Source organism: Alloprevotella sp. Lung230, from assembly GCF_014385435.1.
Taxonomy (GTDB): Bacteria; Bacteroidota; Bacteroidia; order Bacteroidales; family Bacteroidaceae; genus Alloprevotella.
In genome coordinates this window covers 235,389-260,185 of record NZ_JACSUD010000001.1, presented here as the reverse complement: position 1 = coordinate 260,185, position 24,797 = coordinate 235,389, and the positions used below count along the sequence as shown (strand labels likewise).

Sequence of the window (24,797 nt, the reverse complement as noted above, 5' to 3'; positions counted from 1 at the left end):
AGGGCTGTCGGGGCAAACTGTGCTCCGACAGCCCTTCTTTTCTGCAAAGTTATTATTTCTCAATGATATGAGCAATGAAAAGCAGTTCTTTTTGCTTCGACCTACGGACGTTTTCTTTCGTCCCTCCATTGTCCAAAACTCATTCTTCCTTTTGATATTCTTCGTTGGGTGAGTGAAAAACTTGATTTCTCCAAAGATAAACTATAAACCAAACCTTGGTTTATATAATTCAAGGTTTGGTTTATGTAATTCAAAGTTTGGTTTATAGATTGTCCCTCACTTAGAGAAGTTTTTCGCAAGGATGGACAAAAACAGCCGGCTCGCTCGAAAGGAGCGATGCCGGCTGCAACACAAACTAGAAAAGCAGAGTTATAAAAATGATGAATGTGAATATCTGAAGATAACTGGAAGGAAACTTGTTCCTTTTTCACTGCAAAATTACGAATAATGGAAATATCTGCCAAGGGATTTGCAAAAGTCGGAAGATATTGCTATTTTTGCTTCTCTATTTAGGACGAACGTCTGTTTGGTCGAAGATGAAGCACGTTTGTCGGAAAATTTATCTTTTCATTCTGTCTCCCCTTTCTCCTATGTTAGATGCCAAAGATCTCGAAATCCTGCGCATCCTCCAGCAGGACGGCCGCCTGACCACCAAAGAGATGGCGGCGCGCGTCAATCTTTCCACCACCCCCGTCTACGAGCGCATCCGCCGCTTGGAGCGCAGTGGCTACATCGAGCGCTATGTCGCCATCCTCAATGCCGAAAAACTCAATCAGGGCTTTGTCGTGTTTTGTTCCGTCAAACTGAAGCGGGTCAATAATGCCATTGCCAACGACTTTGCCGAGTTTGTGCGCAACATCCCCGAAGTGACCGAATGCTACAACATCAGTGGGGCGTTCGACTATCTGCTCAAAGTGCACTGCCCCAATATGAAGTACTACCAGAGGTTTGTGCTCGAAGTGCTCGGGCGGCTGGACACGCTGGCCCACATCGAGTCGACTTTTGTCATGGAGTCCGTCAAGCATGAATATGGGGTGGACATCCTGCACTCTGCATTGTAATCTCTTTTCCTCCTTAGACTTATGAAATCTCTTCTACTCACGCTACTTCTGCTCGCCTCGACCCTGGGGGCGGCAGCACAAACCCCTCTTCGCCGGCTCAAAAAGGCGCCCGCCATTGAAGTGACCTACCAGACGTTTGAGAAAGGGCGCTCCACCGCTCCCACTCTGCAACTGTTGGCCGATAGTACCCGCGCCTTGCTCCTCGGGCAAGGAGAGGTGCAAACCATCCTCGATTTCGACTCGCTGCTGGTGCGGCTGCGGGCCGAGCTGAAAGGCGGCGAGGTGATTTCGTCCCGACGTCCTTTCCGCCTCAACGAAGGGCTGGCGCAGCCGGTGGGCAGCGGCAAACTACTGGGATTGCCGTGCAGTATTTATCGCATGGTGCTCAATTCCAACACTTATGAGATGTGGGTGACGCGGAGTCTTCCCTTTCGTGGCACACCGCAGTATCAGACTGGTGTGCCCGATGGCCTGGTACTCAAAATCGTGCGCAACGGCGACCGCGAGGTGCGCGCCACCGTCCTTGTCCCGATCGTCCGTCCGCTGGATCGGCAGACGTTTAGTGTGGGGCGCAGCCTGCGCGAACCGGTGTTCTACCACACCCTTCGACAAAGCCGGGTGGAGACGGTGCGCGTGTTCGATCAAGAGCGGGTGTGCTTCGACGGCAGCAGGTTGCCCCGCCCCGACAGCCTGATGTCCGAGAGAGTCTATCGTTGCGGAGGCGGCAGCATCATTTTGAAGAAAGTGCGCCTGCCCGAAACGGCCGTTGACCGACAGGTGTTTGTCGAACTCACGCAGTATAGCGATGGCGATGCCTACGACCGCACCGGCTCCGTCTTTGTCGTGCCCACCGGCAAGGCGCAGAGTTTTCTTGATGCCATCCACGACTTGAAGAGCGTGCCGAGCCGCCGACTGGGTGGCAAAGATTTTCACGCGCTCGTCTCCACACCGACCTACGATGCACCACTCGAACTGATGCGCTTCATCACGGGCTTCGGTGTGCGCCGCTGCAACAGCATAGAAGTGCCGGGACAGACGTGGGCCGACTCCGTGTTCTACAAAACCGAAATCACCGACATCGCTGCCGCGCTCAAGGGTGAAGTGTGGGTCGGAGCTTACGTGGGCAACTGGGACAAGGATGGGCACAAACTCTCCCTCGCACTCAAATACTATCCCGGCGGTCCGACGGCGGAGCGCCTCACCCTTCCGCTCTTCAACACAGTCAACTATCTTGAGCAGGCCGGGCAACCCTATCCCGACTTCCTGCGCACAGACTCCCTCACTGTGCCTTTCCACCTTGACCACGACACGCCTGCCGCCACCCTCGTCTATCTCACCACGGGCCACGGCGGATGGGGCGGCGGCGACGAGTTCAATCCCAAGCCCAACACCATTGTGCTTGATGGGCGGCCCGTCATCAGTTTCATCCCTTGGCGTGATGACTGCGGCACTTATCGCCATCAGAACCCTTGCAGCGGCAACTTCGACAATGGCCTTTCGTCCAGCGATTTGAGTCGCTCCAATTGGTGTCCGGCCACGGTGACCACGCCAGAACGCATCCCGCTGGGGGCGCTCACCGCCGGCGACCATATGCTCACTATCAAAATCCCACAGGGAGCCCCCGAAGGCAGCAGCATCAGTTATTGGTGCTTGTCCGGCACGCTGGTGTGCGAGTGAGACTCCAATCAACTGACGAGTAGTGTATCACTCCGAACATATCCGTCTGATCCCTGCCATCCTTGTCTTTCAAAGCTCAACTTTGAGAAAACGTCCATAATATGATAAATTCCACCGAAAGAAGTGATATTCTCATTTTTAATTGCTACCTTTGTCATGTCAGATATTTTATTTGTTTTTTTGTTGGTAGCACCAAGATAGGTGAAATTTCTGACATATCCAAGTGTTTTGAGAACTTTGTTTCTCAGACACTTGGAGTTCTCACAAGAATTTATGCTGCGGAATTAAGGCAAGATATTAATTATGAAAGTGTTTTTACTTCTTTTATTATTATATTTTCCTCTTAACAGTATAGTAGCGGAAGATCATCAGGTGGATGTTACCTTATCGTATGAATCTGGGTATATTTCCAAGAGTCTATATATAAATGGAAAGAAAGAAGCTGTCTATAAAAGCAAGCAAAAGAAACCTATAAGGCTCACAAAAGTCGAGAAAGATATGCAAAAGATCTTTTTCGAACAATTAAAATACTTGGAATCGTGGGGGGTGATTATAAAATATCCGGAGGTTATTTTCGAAGACCTTTGTATTATCTCTGATATATTATCCAATTATGATAAGTCGGAAATTCAATCTTTTATTCAAACAAAAGGTGATTGTAAAACAATTAATATATTAAAAATCAACAAATATTACACATATATTAATGCAAGAGTCGATTATGTTTTAACGCTCACAATAGTTATAGAAAAAGGCTTACTTAAAGAGTTCCGATATGAATACATGCCAGATTTTTCTGACGAGACCGTTATTTACAGATGTCAGTACAAATATGATAATTATGGTAGAATTATATATATAACAACTTTAGGGAAAGAAACAAATGAAATTAGAATAACATATGCGAGTTTAAGATAACCTCAATTCCGCAGCATTTTTTCTTGTGAGGTACTTTTATATATTGAAGTGACATTTTGGGGATTTATCCATTGATATGGGGATTTTCTGGGGTTCTTGGTTCTTGCATAATCATGAAATCCCCCACCCAAACCAATGGGGAAGTATGAAAAGCCACAAAGAAATGATGTTTATTCAATGAAGACTTCAGCGTAGTAGGTTTTATTTGTATATAGGTTCAGAACGTTCCGCCTTCCAGTGCGCACCCATTTTGCTGGCACGCTGACAAAATGCAGGATAAAGGCTTTCAGCCTGCTTGTCTTTTTCAATGGCTTGACCTTATCGCTGATATGACGGACGAGATAGAGATAGAAGTTCTTCAGCATGGCGGTAACCATCATGAAAACCATGTTCTCAGCCATAAAGGAAAAGGGCAGATGCGACCATCCGAAGTCATTGTTCTGTATATCAAAGTTCTTTTCGCTTGCTCCACGCTCATTATAAAATGTAATGATGTCTTTCTCGGTAGATGTCCAGTTGTTGGTAAGTATACAGCGGTATGTGTATATCACTCCGAATACATCAGTCCGTTGCTTGCCCTCCTTGTCTTTCAAAGGACTACGTTGTACGACAAGCCTGTATGACTTTCCTTCTATTAAGTTGTCCATGCTGATGGAGGTGACATCGCATCTCTCATAACCAACCTCAACACTCTTCCATTCTTTCAGCCGGCGGAAGTCCTCACATCGGCTGTCGCAGTTGGCTGCACGTATATAGAACGTGTTGCAGCGCGACTCTACGGTTTGGATGATTTCCTTTGAGAACGACCCGCAGTCGGCACGGAAACGCTCTATTACCACACCAAGTTCTGAGGTTACACGGTCCATAATGCGACGGAGCGTGTCTTCTTGATGGAATCTCACATTGGTGTTTCCGTCACGATTCTCACCTCCGACTATGATTCCCCCAATGGAAGCCCAACCAGGGAAATAGCCAGAATCCTGCTTGTAAGAATACTTTGCATCGAACTTGTGGGCTGGAATAAACTGATGATCAAAGTCTAAGTCAACATGACTGCCTGCCTTTATAAGCCCCATCATCCGTAAAAGTAAGGTGTTCAGCTTCTCTGCAGTGTTGAAACTGTAAGACCTGCCGGAGGTTTCGCTCTTATAGACAATATTTTTCTCGGTAAGCTCCTTCAGTCCGCGCCCCACAGTGTCGGCACTGGGTAACAGCGTATCAGGTCTCTGCTTGAACTGTCTTGTAAGCGCATTGATGTCCCCAAGGCAATCCCCTCCACAAAGGTAGCTGAAGAAGAGAGAGCCCAGGATGCTTCCATGGCTGAATGCCTTGCCGCTACTTCCACGTTTGCCCAACACGGATTCGGTAAGTTTTTCAAAGCCCAACTTTGAGAAAACGTCCATAATGTGATAAATTCCACCGAAGGAAGTGATATTCTCGCTTTTAATTGCTACCTTTGCCATGTCAGATTTTTGCTTACTTGTTATGTTTGCAGCACCAAGATAGGTGAAATTTCTGACATATCCAAGTGTTTTTGAGGACTTTGTTTCTCAGGCACTTGGATTTCTTAAAAGATTTTATGCTGCGGAATTAAGGTTGCCATCACAATAGAGTGTGGAATCGTAGTTTTGCAATTAAGCCACAACTGCCTAAGAGATTGCCAGGAAAATGGATAACTGCTACCGAAGTTCGTCCTACGAAACTCTATTGGCAGTTATGCATATTTCAGTATTTAGAGGATACCATACATCCGAAAAATACATTTCGCCAACAACTGAAATGCCTTCTCACAAAGTATCCTTCTGTGGATGTGACAGCTATGGGATTTCCTACAGATTGGAAGGAGACAGTGCTTTGGAAAGAATAATCAATATATTCATGCGATGCCCCACTACTGGGATTGACCGGTAACGAAGCATTGTTTCTTCATCAGATTGATTGTTGATTGAACTCTGCTTGCGGGTAAAATTTATTTCATGCCCATCATAGTTCGTTATAAAAAGAAACTCATGTCTCGTTCCATTCTTCGCATTGCTGTTCCTTCGATAGTGTCCAACATCACCGTGCCGCTCCTTGGTTTGGTGGACACCGCCATCACGGGACACCTCGGTGCGGCAGCTTACCTTGCGGCTATCGCTGTGGGCAGCACCCTCTTTTCGACCACCTACTGGCTCTTCAACTTCCTACGCATGGGCACCGGCGGACTCACCGCACAAGCCTATGGCGCAGGACACCACGACGAAACGGCGGCCTTGCTTTGGCGCTCGCTGGTGCTCGCGTTGGTCATTGGGCTGCTGCTTCTGCTCTTTCAGCAACCCATTGCCACGCTCGGTTTCCGCCTCCTCGCTCCCGGAGCGACGGCAGCTGTTCCTGCTCGTATCTACTTCAATATCCTTATCTGGGGCGCACCGCCCATGCTGACCCTCTTCGCCCTTAACGGCTGGTTGTTGGGCATGCAGAATGCGCGCTACCCGATGGTAGTGGCCATTGTGCAGAATGTGGTCAATATCCTTGTCAGTCTTACTCTCGTTGTGGGGCTGCATTGGGGTATCGCCGGTGTAGCGATGGGGACGCTCGTGGCACAGTGGACGGGAGCTGCATTGGCTTTTGCGCTTGCCCTGCGCGTGTTGCAGCGTGGACGCTGTCACACTACGATGCGTGCTGTGGTGCGCTCGTTGCCGGCGTGGATGCAGCTTTTTGCCGTCAATCGCGACATCTTCCTGCGCACGCTCTGCCTTGTTTCGGTGATGTTTGCCTTCACCGCTTTTGGTACTCGGCAAGGAGAAACTCTCCTCGCGGTCAACGCCCTTTTGATGCAACTCTTTCTCCTCGTGAGCTACTTTATGGATGGCTTTGCCTACGCCGGCGAAGCCCTCGGTGGTCGCTTCCTGGGTGAGGGGAATGTCGCGGCCTTTCGCGCTCTTGTGCGTCGACTTTTCGCCTGGGGCGGTGGGGTTGCGGTGGGTTTTGTCCTCTTCTTCCTCGTCAGTAGCACGACCCTCATCGCCCTCCTCACCGATGTCGAAGCCGTGCGCATGGCGGCGCAACCTTTTCTCCCTTATGCCATCGTGATTCCCTTGGTGAGTTTCTCAGCCTTCTTGTTCGACGGCCTCTTCATCGGCACCACCTCCACCCGCGCCATGCTCCTCACCGTCTTTGTCGCCTCGGCAGCCTTCTTTCTTCTTCATCACTTTCTTTCTCCCTCGTTGGGCAACCACGCCCTTTGGTGTGCCTTCCTGCTCTTCTTAGGACTTCGTGGGCTTGTTGCTGCTCTCTTCCTGCCTCAACTTTTGCGTAAAATCAGAAAAACAACGCCCCAGTCATAAATCTGAACAGGGCGTTGTTGTAGTTATTTAATACAGAGTAGGTAAGTTTCACCGCCAAGGCCAATCGTATATTTTTACTCAGTGAGCACAATACGTTCCGGTAGTATCCAACAGGATTGCTATCCGTGTTCTTGAAGGCGATGTCCATAATGTTTTGCTTTTTGCGAGGCTTCAGCGGCAAATATACAGTATTTTGCCTGTTCTCCCAAATCTATGTGAGGAGTTTAGAGCGGCGCGTCCGGAAAAACACGCAAATGTTTTATATTCTTCTGATAAAGTGCTACATTTGCATCGGCTTGCAGGAGCAACCCTTCGACGACAATCAACCATACAACTACATATCCTTATGAAATTCAAACGTATTCTTTTGAAACTCAGCGGTGAGAGCCTGATGGGCGAGCAAGGGCACGGCATCGACACGAAGCGCCTGAGCGAATATGCCGCGCAAATCAAGGAAGCCCAAGCCATGGGCATCGAAATCGGTATCGTCATCGGCGGTGGCAACATCTTCCGCGGACTTTCGGGCGCCGGCAAAGGTTTCGACCGCGTCAAAGGCGACCAGATGGGCATGTGCGCCACGGTCATCAACAGTCTTGCCCTCTCTTCGGCACTCGGTGCGGTGGGCGTGAAGAGCCGTGTACTCACTGCCATCCGCATGGAACCCATCGGTGAGTTCTACTCCAAGTGGAAAGCCATCGAAGCTTTGGAGCGCGGCGAAGTGGTCATCATGAGTGCCGGTACCGGCAATCCCTATTTTACCACTGACACCGGTTCGTCGCTCCGCGGCATCGAAATCGAAGCCGACGTTATGCTCAAAGGCACGCGGGTGGACGGCGTCTACACTGCCGACCCTGAAAAAGAACCCACCGCCACGAAATTTTCCGACATCTCCTATGATGAGGTGCTGCAACGCGGCCTGCGCGTGATGGACATCACCGCCACCGCCATGTGCAAGGAAAACAATCTGCCCATCTACGTCTTCAACATGGACATCGTGGGCAACTTGAAACGCGTGCTTTCGGGCGAAGACATCGGTACCTACGTGCACGCCTAAGGCACTCCATGCGATTGATGCCCAACCAAGAAGTCGGCCACCCTTTCACGAAGAGAGGGTGGCCGACTTGCCTTATGAAAAATCTAATCGGAAGAATTAGAAGTTATAGTAAACGCCGAAGCTAACGTTTTTGCTAGAAAGATTGTAACCGAATTGTTGACCGCTGAGATCGCTGTCACGGAATCCTACGAAACCAAGGCTAGTCACAAAGCTTACACGAGGAGAGATGTTTACAGCGAGACCGGGACGAACACCTACCCCCCAAGCAAACTGAGCATCAGCACCCTTTACCTTTTCCCAGCCAAGGTTCACAGTACCATCGAAGATGAGGTTCACAGGACCCCAAGAAGCTGCTGTGTAACGAGCATAGGGATTGAAGGAGAACGTGTTGAGGTCTTTGCCATACAAGGCCTTTTCTTGCAAATCGTAGTTGAGTTCAGCAGCCAAGGTCCACTTGTTGTTGAGGGCATAACCCACTTCAGGAGCAAATGAGACATTGGTAGTTTCAGCCTTAGAGTTGTGCCAAAGACCCAGACGGCCACCCAAGAATACTTGTGCATCGGCAGCAGCAAACGAGCCGGCTGCGATGGCGAGAGCGAGTAAAAACTTTTTCATTGTTTTGTGTTATTAAAAGTGTTACTGTAATTTGAGTTCTTGTGTTGTCGACAGAAGGAGTTGTTTCCTTCCGTTTGACGATGCAAAGTTAGAGAGAAAAAAAAGAAACCCGCAAGAAAAAATCTCTTTTTCTCACGTTTTTGAAGAAAATTGACGGCTTTTGCTATTCTGGCATATCAAAATGGGTATACTAATCGTGTTGTGAAAGTTTTCAAGAGGGGTGATTTCCACACTTTGAAGAGCGTGATTTTGTCTGATTTTGGGGTAATGAAACCGTTCGTGGAGGTTGTAGAAAGGCGGAGCATCGCGCTCGTTGCTCTTTTTTCGACTGAAAGGTAATGCCATCACGGGCAGTAAAAGGCGGTGATGTGGTCAAGGATAGCGGAAGACCACCGATGGAGCGTCATTCTCAAACCTCTTCGTCCTCCTCGTCCTTCTTGGTCGACTTAGAAGAGGGAGCGGTTTTCAGTGCATCGGGACGCAGATTGCCCTGTTTGTCAAAAAGGCCGTAGGTGGTGCGGAGAACGCGAAATTCCGTGCGACGGTTGAGGGCGTGGCAGGAGTCCTGCTGCGCGAGGGGGAGGCGGGCAATGAGGGAGTCGGTGAGCGTGTCGCCTTCGTGGAGGAAGGGGTGCGTCTCGAGGAGTTTGCGGTTGACGACTTTCGGCTGCGCTTCGCCATAGCCTTTGGGCGTGAGGCGGTCGGGAGCGATGCCGTGGGCGGTGAGGTAGCGCACCACGCTCTCTGCACGGCGCTGGGAGAGGGCGAGGTTGTAGGCTTCGCTGCCGCGGGTGTCGGTGTGTGCGGCCAGTTCGATGGTGATGTGTGGGTTGTCGTTGAGCAGTCGCGTCAGTCGGTCGAGCGCTTCCGAGGAAGCCGGTGTGATGTCGGCCTTGTCGAACTCGTAGAAGACATTGCGCACGAGCACCGGAATACTCAGCGAGGGCAGCGGGAATTGGAGCACGCGCTGCTCGGCGGCGAGGGTGTCGACGCGCAGGTGTTGAGGCAGGTTGAGATAGCCGGGGCAAGTGGCAAGGAAGAGGTAGTCGACGCCGGGAGAGATGGGTTGCTCAAATGAGCCATCGCTCTTGACCGGTACTTTCAGGTTGGTGCCGTCGCTGCCGATGATGTGAACGAGCGCGGCCGGGAGTTCGTAGCCGTCTTGCTCGTAGACCCAACCTTTGACACTGAGCAGCACTTCGGGGTGGGAGAATTCATAGAGTTTGTCCCAGCCTCGGCCACCGGTGGAGCGCGTGGAGGTGAAGAAACCGCGCGGATGCGTGCCGTCGAAGGTCATCCCGAAGTCGTCACCGTTGGAGTTGAGCGGCGCAGGCAGATGTTCCACGTTCCAAACGCCCGAAAGACTGTCGAGCACAGCGCTGTAGAGGTCGAGTCCACCCAAGCCTTCGCGACCATCGGAAGAAAAGAAGAGCGTGCCGTCGAGACGGAAGGTGGGGAACTCCTCATTGCCGGGCGTGTTGATGGACGGACCTAAGTTTTCGATGCCAGATACGCCATTGTTGCCTTCGATGCGAGCGCGCCAGAGGTCGAGACCTCCTTCGCCGCCGGGCATATCGGAGACGAAGTAGAGCCATCGTCCATCGGGCGAGGGAGCGGGATGGGCGTAGTTGGAGAGGGTGTCGGCACTGAGTTTGAGCGCCTGTGGTTTGCCCCACGAAGCGTCGGTACGTGCCGAAGTCCAAATTTCGGCCATGCGTGGATATTCGGGATGGGTGGTGCAGACGGTGAGGTACATCGTCTTCCCATCGGGCGAAAAGGCCGGTGTGCCTTCGTCATTGTCCGAACTGAGGGATTCTATGAGTTCGGGCGCTTTCCATCGACCTTTCTCGTCTTGGCGCACCACGAAGAGGTCACCGGGCTTCTGTCCCGTAATGCCCGAAAGCGTGTTGCCGGCCGCTGCGCTGCGATTGGAGGTGAAGTAGAGTTGTTGTTCCTTGTCCGTGCCGAGGAGGGCCGGAGAGTAGTCGGCACGGTTGCTGTTGAAGTTGCCGGCGAGGCGCACGGTGTAGAGCGAACCGGCATTGCGTGTGGCGACCGCGTGCTCCGCGCTTTGCAGTCCGATGGCCGCTGCCGCGTTGTCGGGTTGGTGGAAGATGTGTTGCCGAAATGCCTTTTCCGCCCCTTTGTAGTCGCCTTTGAGGAGCGACATCTGGCCGATGCGCAGATAGGTGAGCGTGTCGACATATTTGTAGCGCTCCGCCGTGCGGTAGGCGCCGAGGGCACGCGAGGAGTAGCCGTAGCGGCGGTAGGCTTCGCCCATAAGGAAGGCCAGCCGTCCGCGTTGCTCCTTCTCTTTGATGGAGGTGAGGCGATAGGCTTTCTGATAGAGCGCGGCCGCTTCGGCATATTCGCCGATGGCCATGGCACGTTCGGCACGGCGTGCACTTCGTTCGGCGGTGGTGCAGGCGGTCAGTAGGAGGAGAAGCGTTAAGAGGAGGGTAAGGGGGAGTAATTGTGGTCTCATATGATAAGGGAGGAGTTTCTGACGAAAGGTCGTCGGAAATGGAGCTGTTGCGTGTCGTTCAGTCGATGGGATGATGGAAAAGGGCAGGCTTTACAAAGGATAGCCGGCCGTCGGATGCCGGCAAAGATTGGCAAAGATGAGAAGCCAAGTAGAATTGCCTAAGGAAAGAAGTCTGCTTAATTTTGAACATCTATCTTCATAAGCAACTCTTTTTTTTGCAAATTATTGTCTGTGGAAGGTGCAATTAGCAAAATAAGTAGTAAATTTGCTGCACTATTGCGCACCCGAAGCAGGGTGGTGCAATGGTGTAGAATTTTCTATAAGATAAAGCTCTGCGCCTTTTCCTCAACCGAACAAGAGCGCTCGAGCCGGTTTTTTTGTTTCACTAAAACTCAATCATAATCCATGCTTAAACAACTCACCAATGGTCGCATTCTCACGCCCGAAGGTTGGCTCGAAGGCGGTAGTGTGCTTGTCGAAGACGGCAAAATCGTCGAAGTTGCCAACAACGAACGCCCCATCGTAGGCGCTGAAATCATCGATGCCAAAGGCTGTGACATCGTGCCCGGTGGCATCGAACTTCACATCCACGGTGGTGGTGGCCGCGACTTTATGGAAGGTACAGAAGAGGCTTTCCGCACGGCCGTAGACGCCCACATGCAATACGGCACAACCGCCATTTATCCCACCCTCTCGTCGAGCACCCGCGAAATGATTGACGCCGCCATCAAAACGTGCGAACGCCTGATGAAAGAGCCCGGCAGCCCCATCATGGGTTTGCACTTGGAAGGGCCTTATTTCAACTTGAAGAAGGCCGGTGCACAGATGCCCGACATCATCCGCAACCCCGACCCCAAGGAATACAAAGAAATCCTCGAAAGCACCGACTGCGTGAAGCGTTGGGATGCTGCTCCCGAACTGCCCGGTGCGAAGGAGTTCTATGAATGCTGCGTGGAGCACGGTTGCAAACCCTCGGTGGCCCACACCGACGGCGGCTGGGACGATGTGCTCATGGCCTATAAAGCTGGCGCCAACCACGCTACTCACTTCACCAACGCGATGAGCAGCCTCACCAAAGCCCGCGAGTTCAAGAAAGTGGGTGTGGTAGAGAGCGTCTTTGCCATCGACGACTTCACGGTAGAGGTGATTTCCGACGGTATTCACGTGCCTCCCGTGCTGATGCGCCAAATCTACAATGCCAAGGGCGTGAAGAACATGTGCTTCGTGACCGACTCGCTGGCGTGCAGTGCTTCGAAGTCGACCTACAACTTCGATCCCCGCGTCATCATCGAAGACGGCGTGTGCAAACTGGCCGACCGCAGTGCTTTGGCCGGCTCCATCTCCACGATGGACCGCCTTGTGCGCACCGCCGTCAAGGAAGCCGACATCCCCATGGAAGACGCCTGTCGCATGATTGCCGAAGTGCCCGCTCGCATCATGAAGATTGACGACCGCAAGGGCTACATCAAGAAAGGCCACGATGCCGACATCATCATGTTCGACAAGGACATCGAAATCAAGTTTGTGATGCAAAACGGCAACGTCAAGCGCAACGACCTTTAAGTCTCTTATTCCTCCCCCTCTCCCCCTTTCTGCAAAGGTGGGAGTGGGGGATTTTTCTTTTCCTTTTTCTCTTTCTTAATCGACTATCACCACAACATGAGTCTGAAAATTGTTGTACTTGCCAAGCAAGTACCCGACACCCGCAATGTGGGCAAAGATGCGATGACGCCGCAAGGTACCGTCAATCGCGCAGCACTGCCTGCCATCGTCAATCCCGACGACCTCAATGCGCTCGAACTGGCGCTTCGTCTGAAAGAAGCCCATCCCGGCTCGACCATCACGATGCTCACCATGGGCCTGCCCAAGGCGGCCGAAGTGCTCCGTGAGGGACTTTACCGCGGCACGGATGCCGGCGTCCTCCTCACCGACCGCGCTATGGGCGGCGCCGATTCCCTCGCCACGTCCTACGTGCTCTCGCAAGCCATTCGCAAAATCGGTGTGCCCGATGTCATCGTTTGCGGTCGTCAAGCCATCGACGGCGACACCGCACAAGTCGGGCCGCAAGTGGCCGAAAAACTGGGCATCAACCAAATCACCTACGTTGAGGAGGTCAATGGACTTTGCGACAACACACTCACCGCCACGCGTCGCATCGACGGCGGGGTAGAGAAGGTCGAAGCGCCTCTGCCCCTGCTGCTCACCGTCACCGGTTCTGCCGCCCCCTGCCGCCCCCGCAACGCCAAACTCCTTATGAAATACAAGCGCGCACTGGCACCTGCCGAAAAGCCCGCAGAACTCCCACACGCTGAGGAATACGACAAGAAACCCTACCTCAACCTCACGCAGTGGGGCGTGGCCGACATCGAGGCCGACCTCGCACAATGCGGCCTCTCCGGTTCGCCCACCAAGGTGAAAACGGTGCAAAACATCGTTTTCAAGGCCAAAGAAAGCCAACGACTGGGCAGTTCGGATGCCGAAGTAGAAAATTTGATTGTTGAACTCCTCGAAAGCCACACCATCGGATAAGCCATGAATAGTGTATATGTATATTGCGAAATCGAAGGAACGCAAATTGAAGAAGTGAGCTTCGAACTGCTCACCAAAGGCCGCAAACTAGCCAACGAACTGGGTGTGAAACTCGAAGCTGTTGTAGCCGGCGAGGGCATCAAAGGGCTGGTCGAAAAGGCAATTATGCCCTACGGTGTAGACGTGCTCCACGTGTTCGACGCCCCCGGGCTGTCGCCTTACACCACGCGCCCCCACGCCTCCATCCTCATCGGCCTCTTCCGGCGCGAACAGCCGCAAATCTGCTTGATGGGCGCCACCGTCATCGGTCGTGACCTCGGCCCGCGCGTCAGCTCCGCTCTCACCAGCGGATTGACGGCCGACTGCACCGCGCTCGAAATCGGCGACTACGACGACAAGAAAGCCGGTAAGCACTACGACCATCTCCTCTATCAGATTCGCCCTGCCTTTGGCGGTAACATCGTCGCCACCATCATCAACCCCGACAACCGCCCGCAGATGGCCACCGTTCGCTCCGGCGTGATGAAGGCGGAAATCGTGGACGAGCACTACAAGGGCGAAGTCGTGTATGAAAACGTGGCCGACTTTGTTGCGCCCGAAGATTATGTGGTCAAGGTCATCGAACGCCAAGTGGAAAAGGCCAAGAACAACCTCAAGGGTGCTCCCATCGTGGTGGCCGGCGGTTACGGTGTGGGCTCGAAGGAAAACTTCGACTTGCTGCGCAAACTTGCCGAAGAACTCCACGGAGAGGTCGGGGCGAGCCGCGCTGCGGTCGATGCCGGTTTCTGCGAGCACGACCTGCAAATCGGGCAGACGGGCGTGACCATCCGCCCCAAAGTCTACATCGCTTGTGGCATCTCGGGCGCCATCCAGCACGTGGCCGGAATGAAGGAAAGCGGCATTGTGATTTCCATCAACACCGACCCCAATGCCCCCATCAATGCACTGGCCGACTACGTCATCACGGGTTCTGTCGAAGAGGTGGTGCCCAAGATGATCAAGTACTACAAGCAAAACAGCAAATAACCTTTTCATTCTACTACAATGGCAAATCACTATACTGAGCACCCCGAACTTCGTTTCGAGCTCAACCACCCCCTTATGCAACGTATCGTCGAACTCAAAGAGCGCAACTTCCGCGACAAAGACGAGTTCGACACCGCCCCTCTTGACCATGCTGATGCGATGGACAATTACGACCGCGTGCTGGACATCGTGGGCGAAATTGCCGGTACCACGATTGCTGAAAATGCGGAAGGCGTAGACCTCGAAGGGCCGCACCACGAAGGCGACCGCGTGCGTTATGCTTCCGGCACACAGCGTAACTTGGACGCTATGGTCAGCGCCGGCATGAACGGCATGACCATGCCTCGCCGCTACGAAGGCTTGAATTTTCCCATCATGCCCTACACCATGTGTGCCGAACTCGTGGCAGCGAGCGATGCCGGCTTCGGCAACATTTGGTCGCTCCAAGACTGCATCGAAACCCTCTACGAATTTGGAAACGAAGACCAGCACGCTCGCTTCATTCCCCGCATTGCCCACGGTGAAACCATGTCGATGGACCTCACAGAACCCGATGCCGGTTCCGACCTTCAGAGCGTGATGCTCAAGGCTTCTTATGACGAGGAAAATAACTGCTGGCGCTTGAACGGCGTGAAACGTTTCATCACCAACGGCGATGCCGACATCCACCTTGTGCTGGCACGTTCGGAAGAGGGAACGACCGATGGCCGCGGTCTGTCGATGTTTATCTATGACAAGCGCGATGGCGGCGTGAACGTGCGCCGTATTGAGCATAAACTCGGTATCCACGGCAGTCCCACCTGTGAACTCGTCTACAAGAATGCCAAAGCCGAACTCTGCGGTTCCACGCGCATGGGGCTGATCAAATATGTCATGGCCTTGATGAATGGTGCTCGTCTCGGCATAGCCGCCCAGTCGGTCGGCCTCTCGCAGGCTGCCTACAACGAAGGCTTGGCTTACGCTCGCGACCGTGAACAATTCGGTAAGGCCATCATTCACTTCCCCGCGGTCTACGACATGCTGGCCACGATGAAGGCCAAATTGGATGCCGGTCGTGCTTTGCTCTATCAGACGGCACGCTGCGTGGACATCTACAAGGCACTCGAGGACATTTCGCGCGAACGAAAACTCACCCCCGAAGAGCGCGCAGAGATGAAACTCTACAACAAATTAGCCGATTCGCTCACGCCCCTCGCCAAAGGTATGAACTCGGAATACTGCAACCAAAATGCTTATGATGCCTTGCAGATTCATGGCGGTTCGGGCTTCATGATGGACTATCCCATCCAGCGTATTGCCCGCGATGCCCGCATCACATCGATCTACGAAGGCACGACGCAACTTCAAGTGGTGGCGGCCATTCGCTTCGTTACGAATGGTTCCTATCTCGCTCAGATGCGCGAATATGAACAGCAGGAAGTCAGCGCCTCTATGCGTCCGCTGCAAGAGCGTGCCAAGACCATCGCCGATCGTCTTGAAGCAGCCGTTGAGCGTGTGAAGGAAGTGGGCAATCAGGAGTTCCAAGACCTCTGCGCCCGCCATCTGGTCGAAATCGCGGCCGATGGCATCATGCTCCACCTGCTCATCTACAATGCTTCGAAAGCCCCCGAACTTTTCGAGAAGTCGGCGCAGGTTTACGCCCGCTTTGTAGATGCCGAAGTGGCCAAGCACCATCAGTATATTATGGACTTGCAATTGGAAGACCTCGACTTCTACCGCAAAGCCTAAACGACCCTCTCAAAGACACATTGCGGGTCATCTCTGTATGACCTGCAATGTGTTTTCTCTCCAACATCTGCTCACCTCACAAAAACTCAGTATATGAAACACCTTTTGCTCCTCCTCTTCTTCGCCCTTCCGCTGCTCACCACTACCGCACAGAAAAAAACGCTTGACGAAACGCCCTATCTGGCAGGGGCTGTGCCCGAGCAGAACGGAATGATTGTTTTTGCCGAACATTACGACCTCCCCGGCAAGAGTCGTGCAGAACTGGTGGCGCGGCTGGAACAATATGTGCGCAGCCTTGTAGAAGTGCCCGAAAAGCTTCCTACTTCGCGCTTGACGGAGGTGTCCCCCGACAGTGGTGTTGTGGCGGCATCGGTCGAGGAGTACCTTTGGTTCAAACGCAACTCCCTCGTTTGGGATCGCGCCACGGTGCGCTACCAGTTGGTGGTGTTGGCCAAAGAGGGAGCTTTCGACATCATGATGCGCAACATCCGCTACGCCTACGAGCCCTTTGACCGCAACGGCGAAGAGACCTTCTTCCCCGCCGAAGAGTGGATCACCGACCGCGAAGCCTTGAAGCGCAACGGACGACTCACCAAAGTGGGCGGCCGCAAATTTCGCGTGAAAACCATCGACCGTAAAAACGAAATTTTTGCCGGCGCGCGCCGTTTGTTCCAAGATTAGCGCCGCCTGTTCCAAGATTAGCGCTGCCTCTTTCGAGATTAGCATTGTCTGTTTCAAGATTGACACTGTCCATTTCAAGATGAGTGCTATCTTGCGATAATCTGCACTTCTTCATTTCCATAGGCTGAGTTCCTTTCTCGGGACTCAGCCTCTTTTTGTCCCTTCTCGTGACGCGCATCTCCGTTTTCCAAAAATCTCCATGCTGTTGGCGTTTCATCGCCACGCCTTTGGCGTTGAAACGCCAACAGCATGGCGACGCGTCGCCACTCCATGGCGTTTTCGTGGCGACAGAAGAACTTTGTAAGACAGTGATTTAGAAAATCAACGACTAAGGCATAGAACTTCCTTTCCTCACCATCAGTATGAAAAATCTCCTTTTGGCCGTGGAAAGAAACTTAAAAACGGCATCAGGCAATGAACTCTCCTCAACGACAAACGTGTCTGCAAAAAAAATGCCTTTCCAAAGAGATTGAAAAATATGCAAACCCGGCGGAGAGTGCATTATACTTTCTGAAAACAAAGTTTCATTTATTGTGTGTTTCTGCAAACTCGGGTTTTCAAAAATGGGGGGGGGTAAAATTTTTCTTTCGATTTTTGAAGTTTCATATTGTCTATTTGCATTTTCTTTATAGCTTTGCCAAAAGTAGAATTCGGTGAATGTATATTTCTTGGTATACGCCCCGATTCCGTCAATGCTCAATCAACAAAGAAAACAATACAAACAAGCATCATGAAAACCTTACAAAACCACTTCGTGCGAAGCGCCCTCTTTCTGCTCTTCGCCCTCCTCTTTCCGCTTTTGGGGTGGGGACAAGGTATGCCGAAACTTAACCGAAAAGATTTTACGTTGACTGTGGTATCTGGAAATACCACCTGTAATACTCCCGGTGGGGTAATTATCACTTATCGCAATGCTGTTGCAGGCATACAAAAACTACGTTACGAGTTTCCCAAAGGCTGGGGGGGTGAACCCATGTTTACACAAGAGGTGGCTCCTAATGTCGCGATTTACCAAGCGCTCCCGGATTGGGATATGGATATCATTAGGCCGAGAGTGACAGGACTTGGTGCCGGGAATGAACAAACAAATACAGTTACGATTACCAAGCAAATAGCTGATTCAGAATCAGAAGAAGGACCACAAAGCCAGTATCGATATACCGAAAGTACCATAGCAGATGCAGACATCTTCACGTCCACAGATCCTGCGGACGGATGTGATGGTACTAGGGGGCGAATTACAATGGCGCTTATTATGTCGGGATTCACCAACGTAGAATGGAAACTCTATCGTGGTGCGACACTGCTCAATACGATTAATTCTACTACCCCCAATCTACCTGCTTCATTTGAGAATCTTTCTGCGGGGGTCTATCGTCTTGAAGCACGTGCCACCCCGATTTGTGCGAATTCGCATCCTGCCCTGACTGCCCCAGGAGCTTCTTGGGACGGAAATACACTCGTGTTCACGAGGGATATTTCTATAGGTGCTTTTCAAATCAATCAAGAAGAGATAAGTGGGGTGATAGGTAATTGTAACTCCACTTATCGTGCCCAACTCTCAGGGGTATTTGGTGTGACGAGCATCACGGCAGAGGTTTTGCCCAAAGGAGGGGCGACTGTACTGAAAACCACGACGACTGATGCTAGTAAGGACTTCAAAATTAGTTTTGAAGAACTCCCTATCGGTGACTATACGCTTCGTCTTACAGCTGCTAACTGTAGTGCCGTGATGCAAAAAGACTTTTCTATAAAGAATACAGAACCAAATGTTCAAGCTAGATTTGATTTTAATGCTGTTCTAAAAAATATGTGTGCAAAGCATACCGTATTTTGTAGTACAAACATACCTTATCCGGAACGTCCTCAAACCTATCGACTCATTCATGTTGCCTCTGGTGATATTGTGGGCACGAAAACCTGGCAATATTCGGAAGCAGATCCTGAATGTCGTATTACAGATCTTACACTAAAAAATCAAGAAGATTATGTAGTGGAAGCTGACTTTTGTGGGATTACTAAAAGAAGTCAGGTATTCAAAGTTTATCTATATGGTGCTAATCTTCAATGGAGTGTACTATCTAATGCCACTGGAATTTGTACCGGACAAGGTGGCAAGGCCAAGGTAATGGTTCGTGATGCACAAGCCCGCCCCATGGCATTGGCTGGAACGCTCGAACTCATAAATGCAAATGGAGAGTCCATCATGAGCCAGTCCATGCCTGATGGATGGAATGGTGAAGCTGTGTTTGATGACATTCCGCCTAGTCCGAGTTATCTATATGGTGGTGCCAATGAGTACTATAAAGTCCGCTTCACCCTTGATTGTAATGGTACCTCCTCAGAGTACAATTTCGGCTCTATGTATATGAATGCGGCGTCCTTATCCATTGAAGTAAAACCTATTGCTTGGGTGGATCAGTGTGTCGCCAAGTATGCACTCGATTTTAAACCGGATGGTACAGAAATTGAGAAAATACTGACTGCGACATTTAAAGTGCAAAAGAGTGATGGTACTATTGTTTGGCAAGGTGTTTATGTTCCAGACTTTGACAACGGTGGGTTCATGCGGGTAACTCTACCTTCAGCAGGGCAATATGCTGTAATGGTTCGACCTTCTTGTGGTACATCTGTGGCAAAAAGTAGAGGGGTAGATATTGGAGAGATAAAAAAAGAAGATGCTTTTAAGAATGCAGGTGAAGTGATAATCTCAAAAAAATCCTATCCCTGCCATGGTATTGGAGAAGTCGACCTCTCTTCCATCGCACCTGCAGCCTATCCCGGAGTTTGGGAAATAGAAAAAGATGGTGCGCCTTATCTTACAGGAAAGTTTGGCTATCCAGTTACCGGACTACCAGTGGGGCATTATAAAATTACAGCCCACTTAGAGTGTGATCCAACCATCAAGATAGAACGGACTTTTGAAATGATATCAGGGCTCGAAGTTTCTCGATTTGAAACGTACGGCTCATGTGGTTCCAAAGTATTGGGGACTACCTATATTAGTGTTTCTATATTGAAGGGACAACGCATCAATTATTCTTATAAGATCTACAATTCCGATACAGAAACGCTTGTTGAGGAAAAGAATTTAACAAGAGGGGATTATAGTTCTAACGATTGGTTATATTACCTCCGCACAAATCTCCCAAGTGGCAATTATCGTTTGGAGTTTAAACCCGAAACTTTTCTTTGTGGGGGAGGGTTTCCTGCTTATACTTATAACTTTACGGTACCCAATAATATCGGCAATACTCTTTTCTTGGCTTCAGAACCACAGAAGGACAATAATGCCATTATTCCAATCAAGGTGACACATACTCCTTATTTAAGTAGTGTCGGTAGTGTTACAGCAGGGGTATATAAACTACGTTATGAACTGAACTATAACGTGGCTACTAGCGCTTTTCCCATCCTCATTACTCTACGTTCTGTCAATAGTAGTTTTAGCAAAACGCTGACAGCCTATGGTCTTGGAAAAAATGTAAAATTTGAGAACCTCCCTCCAGGCACTTATCGGGTAAGTGCAACCATTGACGGCAATAGTTGTATTCCAGAACAGGAAGTAAAAATTGAGACCATACAAAGCGATGCTTGGAGTGCGTCGGCTCACCTTTCTCCTCGTTGTAAGAAACGCGCGCCTCATGTTTCTTTCCGGGTAGCTGGCAACCATCCGTCTCTTGCTACGACTGTCTATACTTTCAAAGCCTATGTATGGGACGATGCAGCATCGAACTACGTCATTGCAAATAGTGTCACAGGAACACCCGGGCAACTCACCGCAATGGTTGATGTCACGGAATATACAGGAAGTACCGCACCTGCTTATACTAATAGGTATGGTCAGAAACTATATATGCCCTACAAATATACCATTGAAACCAATGGTAAGGAAGTTTACTCAACACTTGATTGTGCTCTGAACTATGTAGATGGTAGTTCTGTAATGGAAGTGCAAAAGACTGATGCAACCTTTGCACAAGGTGTGGGATCGGTCACTGTGAAGTTAAAAAAACAGTATCCCTACGACCCTAATGAGAGCTCGTCTCCCATACTTCCTTCACCCGGAAGTCTTCTTGATGAGCTGACTTGGACTTGTCGAAGCAATGATGGGGTTGTTAGTATTGAAAAAAAGGCCGACTTCTTTTCTCCCGTCGTTTTTGACAATCTACCTCCCGGACAATATAGTTTAACCTGCACCAAAGAAAGTGCAGGATGTGGAAAAATGGCTACGAATTATAATGCAAACTTCCAAATCGTAGCTCCCGGATTGCACATACAAGCTACGGGAGTTGATGGAAAGTGTCTCAGTGATTGCCAAATAAAGGTGAAAGTGCTGGATGATGCAACGGCCTTTTCAAAAATTACTTATAAGATTGAATACATCCAAGAGGGCGTACCAAGGGATCAAGTGATTTCTAAAAATGATGCAACGCAGGAGGTAATCTTTAATGGTTTGCCTGAAGGAAATTATAAACTCACGGCCACTGCGGAAAGAATGACTTCGGATGGTTTGAAACTCTATCCTGCTAATGCTACAATTGCTCTGAAGACGGCATCGCCCGACATGAACATCATTCAGGATGCAGGTCTTTCTCGTCCCGCATACAATAACTGCCCGACTGGATATTTAGCTTTTCGGTTCCAAAGTGACAATAACTCTTATGGGGGTATCAGTAGAACTTTCAGCGATGATTACCAGTTCACCATTACCGAGGCTCCGGCAGGTGTAACAACTCCTTTGACTTTTAAACTTTCTCATTTTGCGACTCTTTACCCCGGATTTGTGGCTATCACACCTTTCCGAAATCTTCCTGCAGGAACCTATAAAGTGAAGGTGGAAAATAGCTGTAAAACACTGATGCTTACTTGCAATATCGCCCCCCAAAATATGGTGATTAATGCGACTACTTTATCTTTTTGTCCTCTTAATAACAACTATCTTTATTATTCTAATCATCTCGGGCTGAACATTTATACTAAGAATGGTAAGTACTATTTTACCTCATCTCCATTATACAACCCACTCGAAATGCTTCAAATATATAACGCTAAACAGTTTCTATGGGATGATCTTTTAACCATAGATTATCATGATCGCTTGGGTAGCGAAATGAAAAATATTCCTTACGATGGGGAAGAAAGAGAACTCACCATCCGCCCTTGGGCTATGGATAAAGTCACCTTTAAGTTCAATTGTGCGAATATTCCTACAAAAGTATTAACGGGAGGAGCAAGTGTCTGTGAAGAAACCAGAACTTATTGTGGGTTACCCAACATCAATGTGAATATTCTGCTTAATAAGATTAATCTACCAGAGAAGTTCACTCTTGTTGTCAACGAGATGGTGGGAACTTCAATAGGAACTGAAGTGTTGCGCCAGGAGAACCCCAATACCACTTACTCTTTAGGAAACAGCAGAAAGACTTTCTTGGCGCGTCTCTATACTGCAGACAATATCCTTTTTTATCAAATAAAGATTACTCCTATAGGTGCTCCCAATGTAACTATGTTCCTCTCTAGTTCATCTTCTACAAATTGTGTGGCCTCTAAAATAGAAGCACGATTTTCAGAAGACGTGATTCCTTGTTATGCGCCTTATGTTCTAAAAACTTATACAACTGATGGTACGCGTACTCTTGTCAGAGAGGAACTTTTGCAATACCTTAACACTGATGTGTATTATAGAGAATTCCCGTGGAACTATTCCCCAAACACGAATTATGAGTTTGAGCTTTATTCTGCAGATGGTACACTTTTAGATCGTAAAGCGGTTCATACCCCTCCTTTTATTAACGTCTCACTACCAGCAACATTCTTCTTTGGAAATACCTGTAATAGTAATTATACCAATACTGCTGTAACATCTTTTACTCAGAATGGCAAGATGGTGAGAAAGATGTTCTATCGTCTGAAATATATATATTGGCGTCAGGCTCCCGCTCTGACTCCTCCCAACGCTTACTATGGTGGCCATAATGGTGTGTTGACGGTGATTAAAGATGGAGTCAAATATAAAGCCAATTTTTATCTCAACATAAGCATAGGTGTTAGTCCCGCTACCTTTTACACTAAGTTGGATTGGGTTGTTGAACGGAATGGAACAACTTATCCTTCTTTAGGCCCAATCTATGATTGGGGAGAAACTATCAATGGAACTCTCAGCGTTCCCGAATGCGGACTGTCCGTACCGGTTACCGGCAAGGCAGAAAGAAAAGAGCTTCAGTTCTATAATAGCGGTCTTGAGAACATGACAAAAGTACAGACTTGTACCGGATGGGATATTGTACCAGGAGGGCAGGTTTCTTATGTCGGTGTGGATAATAATCGGCATATTGTCACTTACAAAGAATATAGTCTAAACAGAAGTCAATGGAAAGACGTCAACGTTCCTTTTGCAATGCCTAAGGCAAGCAACGGTATGACAATCTATCTTCGTGGAGATGATATGTGTGATATTGATGTGAGTATACCTAAACAAATTTACAAACCTCACGAAGTTAACCAACTTGAATCTGCATCCTATTATTGTTCAGATGATAATATGGGGCGTATTTATGTTGGTGCAAAGGATGGTGTCCCCCCTTATAAGTACGTATTATTGAATGGAGAAAGTGAAAGCTCTCCAGAGGTGGAAACCAAAACTAGTAGTGGATCTGTAGTATTTAAATATGGCGATGTGGGTAAAAAATATCGTGTTCACGTGTTCGATGCCTGCGGAAGTTTGCGAATTCATTACATCACCTCTGTCGTCTCTACGATAGATTTGGGATATAATTTGAGTAGAACACAAAAACTTTGTGCTGGCGACAACCTCCAACTCACCACGCAGTCTTTCCCTGGATCTGCCTATGACTGGACGCTTCCGGATGGCACCCACCGCAATACTCGGATTCTCGATCTTGGGCCCGCCACTAGAGCTATGGCAGGTAGTTACCATGTGGCAATTACTCCCCCAGATTGCAATAGTACCATCAATGCTACCATTACTGTAGTGGTGGATGACATCGGTGCTCCTACTTGGACGCCGTCTGCACAAACTGTATGTCAAGGTACTACAGCAACCCTCTCTCCCGGTGCAGCACTGTCCTACACCGACAACACGCCGGGGACACCCAAATACCAATGGCAGAAGCAAGATTCCAATGGTACGAACTTCAGTGATATTGCAGGAGCAACCTTAGCCGATTATGCATTCCAAGCTGACTACCCCGGCACTTATACCTTCCGTCGCGTGACGACTTACAATGGGTGTGAACACACCAGCGATGAAGCAAAAGTTGTGGTGACACCCGGCCCTATTCAGACGCTTTCACCTGCAGAATTGGAGCGTACGGTGCGCAAGGGATCTACCGGATATACTTTGACGGGGGGATCGTTGCAAACCAACGGCACGACCATCGCTTCCTACAAGTGGGAACGTAGCACGGACGGTAGCACGTGGACAACAGTAGGCACGACCGCCAACTACAAAGAAACGCAGAAGTTTAAGTTGGAGAAAGTCTACTATCGCCGCACCGTCACTCCGACCGTCGGCACTTGTGTACACACTACGCCGACCATTACGGTCAACTTCAAGAAGATGCGTACGGCCTATGTTAATCCCCACATTAGAACGCGCGTTAAATCTGAATAATCCAATCGAATGAGGAGCAGTGCCGATGCCTTTTTCGGCCGTCGGCCTGCTTGCTCAGACG

At 49.8% G+C, this 24,797-nt stretch carries 15 protein-coding genes; 11 read left to right on the top strand and 4 right to left on the bottom strand.

Annotation, left to right across the window (positions count from 1 at the left end):
- Nucleotides 1-101: 101 nt before the first annotated feature.
- A complete protein-coding gene (locus H8527_RS00960) occupies nt 102-464 on the bottom strand; it encodes a hypothetical protein (RefSeq protein WP_187544856.1) in 363 nt (120 codons plus the stop codon).
- Between the two features lie 126 nt (nt 465-590).
- Here H8527_RS00960 and H8527_RS00955 point away from each other — a divergent pair, with 126 nt between their 5' ends.
- The 3 genes from H8527_RS00955 (at nt 591) to H8527_RS00945 (ending at nt 3,656) form a co-directional block, all read left to right on the top strand.
- Nucleotides 591-1,061 carry an Lrp/AsnC family transcriptional regulator gene (locus tag H8527_RS00955; protein ID WP_187544854.1) on the top strand — a complete coding sequence of 157 codons (471 nt, stop codon included), beginning with the start codon at nt 591-593 and terminating at the stop codon, nt 1,059-1,061.
- 21 nt (nt 1,062-1,082) lie between these two features.
- Entirely contained in the window at nt 1,083-2,738 is a 1,656-nt protein-coding gene (locus H8527_RS00950; protein ID WP_187544852.1) for a PNGase F N-terminal domain-containing protein, read from the top strand.
- A gap of 303 nt (nt 2,739-3,041) precedes the next feature.
- Nucleotides 3,042-3,656: a hypothetical protein gene (locus tag H8527_RS00945; protein ID WP_187544850.1), complete on the top strand. Its 615-nt coding sequence runs from the start codon at nt 3,042-3,044 to the stop codon at nt 3,654-3,656.
- Between the two features lie 170 nt (nt 3,657-3,826).
- Here the strand turns inward: H8527_RS00945 and H8527_RS00940 are convergent, their stop codons facing one another.
- Nucleotides 3,827-5,119 carry an IS1380 family transposase gene (locus tag H8527_RS00940; protein ID WP_187544848.1) on the bottom strand — a complete coding sequence of 431 codons (1,293 nt, stop codon included), beginning with the start codon at nt 5,117-5,119 and terminating at the stop codon, nt 3,827-3,829.
- Nucleotides 5,120-5,665: 546 nt separating this feature from the next.
- Here H8527_RS00940 and H8527_RS00935 point away from each other — a divergent pair.
- Both H8527_RS00935 and pyrH read left to right on the top strand, forming a co-directional pair.
- Nucleotides 5,666-6,982: an MATE family efflux transporter gene (locus tag H8527_RS00935; protein WP_187544846.1), complete on the top strand. Its 1,317-nt coding sequence runs from the start codon at nt 5,666-5,668 to the stop codon at nt 6,980-6,982.
- Between the two features lie 346 nt (nt 6,983-7,328).
- Nucleotides 7,329-8,036: a UMP kinase gene (pyrH, locus tag H8527_RS00930; protein WP_187544844.1), complete on the top strand. Its 708-nt coding sequence runs from the start codon at nt 7,329-7,331 to the stop codon at nt 8,034-8,036.
- A gap of 96 nt (nt 8,037-8,132) precedes the next feature.
- On the opposite strand, the gene H8527_RS00925 is transcribed toward pyrH, so the two are convergent.
- Both H8527_RS00925 and H8527_RS00920 read right to left on the bottom strand, forming a co-directional pair.
- Nucleotides 8,133-8,651, bottom strand: a complete 519-nt coding sequence (locus H8527_RS00925; RefSeq protein WP_187544842.1) for an outer membrane beta-barrel protein — start codon at nt 8,649-8,651, stop codon at nt 8,133-8,135.
- 409 nt (nt 8,652-9,060) lie between these two features.
- Nucleotides 9,061-11,136: an OmpA family protein gene (locus tag H8527_RS00920; protein WP_187544840.1), complete on the bottom strand. Its 2,076-nt coding sequence runs from the start codon at nt 11,134-11,136 to the stop codon at nt 9,061-9,063.
- 405 nt (nt 11,137-11,541) lie between these two features.
- Here H8527_RS00920 and nagA point away from each other — a divergent pair, with 405 nt between their 5' ends.
- The 6 genes from nagA (at nt 11,542) to H8527_RS00890 (ending at nt 24,736) form a co-directional block, all read left to right on the top strand.
- The gene (gene nagA / locus H8527_RS00915) at nt 11,542-12,699 is read left to right on the top strand and encodes an N-acetylglucosamine-6-phosphate deacetylase (protein ID WP_187544838.1); all 1,158 of its coding nucleotides are present in this window, start codon (nt 11,542-11,544) and stop codon (nt 12,697-12,699) included.
- Nucleotides 12,700-12,795: 96 nt separating this feature from the next.
- Nucleotides 12,796-13,665, top strand: a complete 870-nt coding sequence (locus H8527_RS00910; protein WP_187544836.1) for an electron transfer flavoprotein subunit beta/FixA family protein — start codon at nt 12,796-12,798, stop codon at nt 13,663-13,665.
- A gap of 3 nt (nt 13,666-13,668) precedes the next feature.
- Nucleotides 13,669-14,691, top strand: coding sequence for an electron transfer flavoprotein subunit alpha/FixB family protein (locus H8527_RS00905; RefSeq protein ID WP_187544834.1), 1,023 nt, complete (start codon nt 13,669-13,671; stop codon nt 14,689-14,691).
- 18 nt (nt 14,692-14,709) lie between these two features.
- Nucleotides 14,710-16,419, top strand: coding sequence for an acyl-CoA dehydrogenase family protein (locus H8527_RS00900; RefSeq protein ID WP_187544833.1), 1,710 nt, complete (start codon nt 14,710-14,712; stop codon nt 16,417-16,419).
- A 93-nt stretch (nt 16,420-16,512) separates the two neighbouring features.
- The gene (locus H8527_RS00895; RefSeq protein ID WP_187544831.1) at nt 16,513-17,100 is read left to right on the top strand and encodes a DUF4468 domain-containing protein; all 588 of its coding nucleotides are present in this window, start codon (nt 16,513-16,515) and stop codon (nt 17,098-17,100) included.
- A 730-nt stretch (nt 17,101-17,830) separates the two neighbouring features.
- Complete coding sequence (locus H8527_RS00890; RefSeq protein ID WP_187544829.1) at nt 17,831-24,736, top strand: hypothetical protein; 6,906 nt, start codon at nt 17,831-17,833, stop codon at nt 24,734-24,736.
- Nucleotides 24,737-24,797 lie beyond the last annotated feature (61 nt).

Coding starts and splice junctions, on each gene's coding strand:
- H8527_RS00955 (WP_187544854.1), top strand. CDS start 591: ATGTTAGATGCCAAAGATCTCGAAATCCTGCGCATCCTCCAGCAGGAC.
- H8527_RS00950 (WP_187544852.1), top strand. CDS start 1,083: ATGAAATCTCTTCTACTCACGCTACTTCTGCTCGCCTCGACCCTGGGG.
- H8527_RS00945 (WP_187544850.1), top strand. CDS start 3,042: ATGAAAGTGTTTTTACTTCTTTTATTATTATATTTTCCTCTTAACAGT.
- H8527_RS00940 (WP_187544848.1), bottom strand. CDS start 5,119: ATGGCAAAGGTAGCAATTAAAAGCGAGAATATCACTTCCTTCGGTGGA.
- H8527_RS00935 (WP_187544846.1), top strand. CDS start 5,666: ATGTCTCGTTCCATTCTTCGCATTGCTGTTCCTTCGATAGTGTCCAAC.
- pyrH (WP_187544844.1), top strand. CDS start 7,329: ATGAAATTCAAACGTATTCTTTTGAAACTCAGCGGTGAGAGCCTGATG.
- H8527_RS00925 (WP_187544842.1), bottom strand. CDS start 8,651: ATGAAAAAGTTTTTACTCGCTCTCGCCATCGCAGCCGGCTCGTTTGCT.
- H8527_RS00920 (WP_187544840.1), bottom strand. CDS start 11,136: ATGAGACCACAATTACTCCCCCTTACCCTCCTCTTAACGCTTCTCCTC.
- nagA (WP_187544838.1), top strand. CDS start 11,542: ATGCTTAAACAACTCACCAATGGTCGCATTCTCACGCCCGAAGGTTGG.
- H8527_RS00910 (WP_187544836.1), top strand. CDS start 12,796: ATGAGTCTGAAAATTGTTGTACTTGCCAAGCAAGTACCCGACACCCGC.
- H8527_RS00905 (WP_187544834.1), top strand. CDS start 13,669: ATGAATAGTGTATATGTATATTGCGAAATCGAAGGAACGCAAATTGAA.
- H8527_RS00900 (WP_187544833.1), top strand. CDS start 14,710: ATGGCAAATCACTATACTGAGCACCCCGAACTTCGTTTCGAGCTCAAC.
- H8527_RS00895 (WP_187544831.1), top strand. CDS start 16,513: ATGAAACACCTTTTGCTCCTCCTCTTCTTCGCCCTTCCGCTGCTCACC.
- H8527_RS00890 (WP_187544829.1), top strand. CDS start 17,831: ATGAAAACCTTACAAAACCACTTCGTGCGAAGCGCCCTCTTTCTGCTC.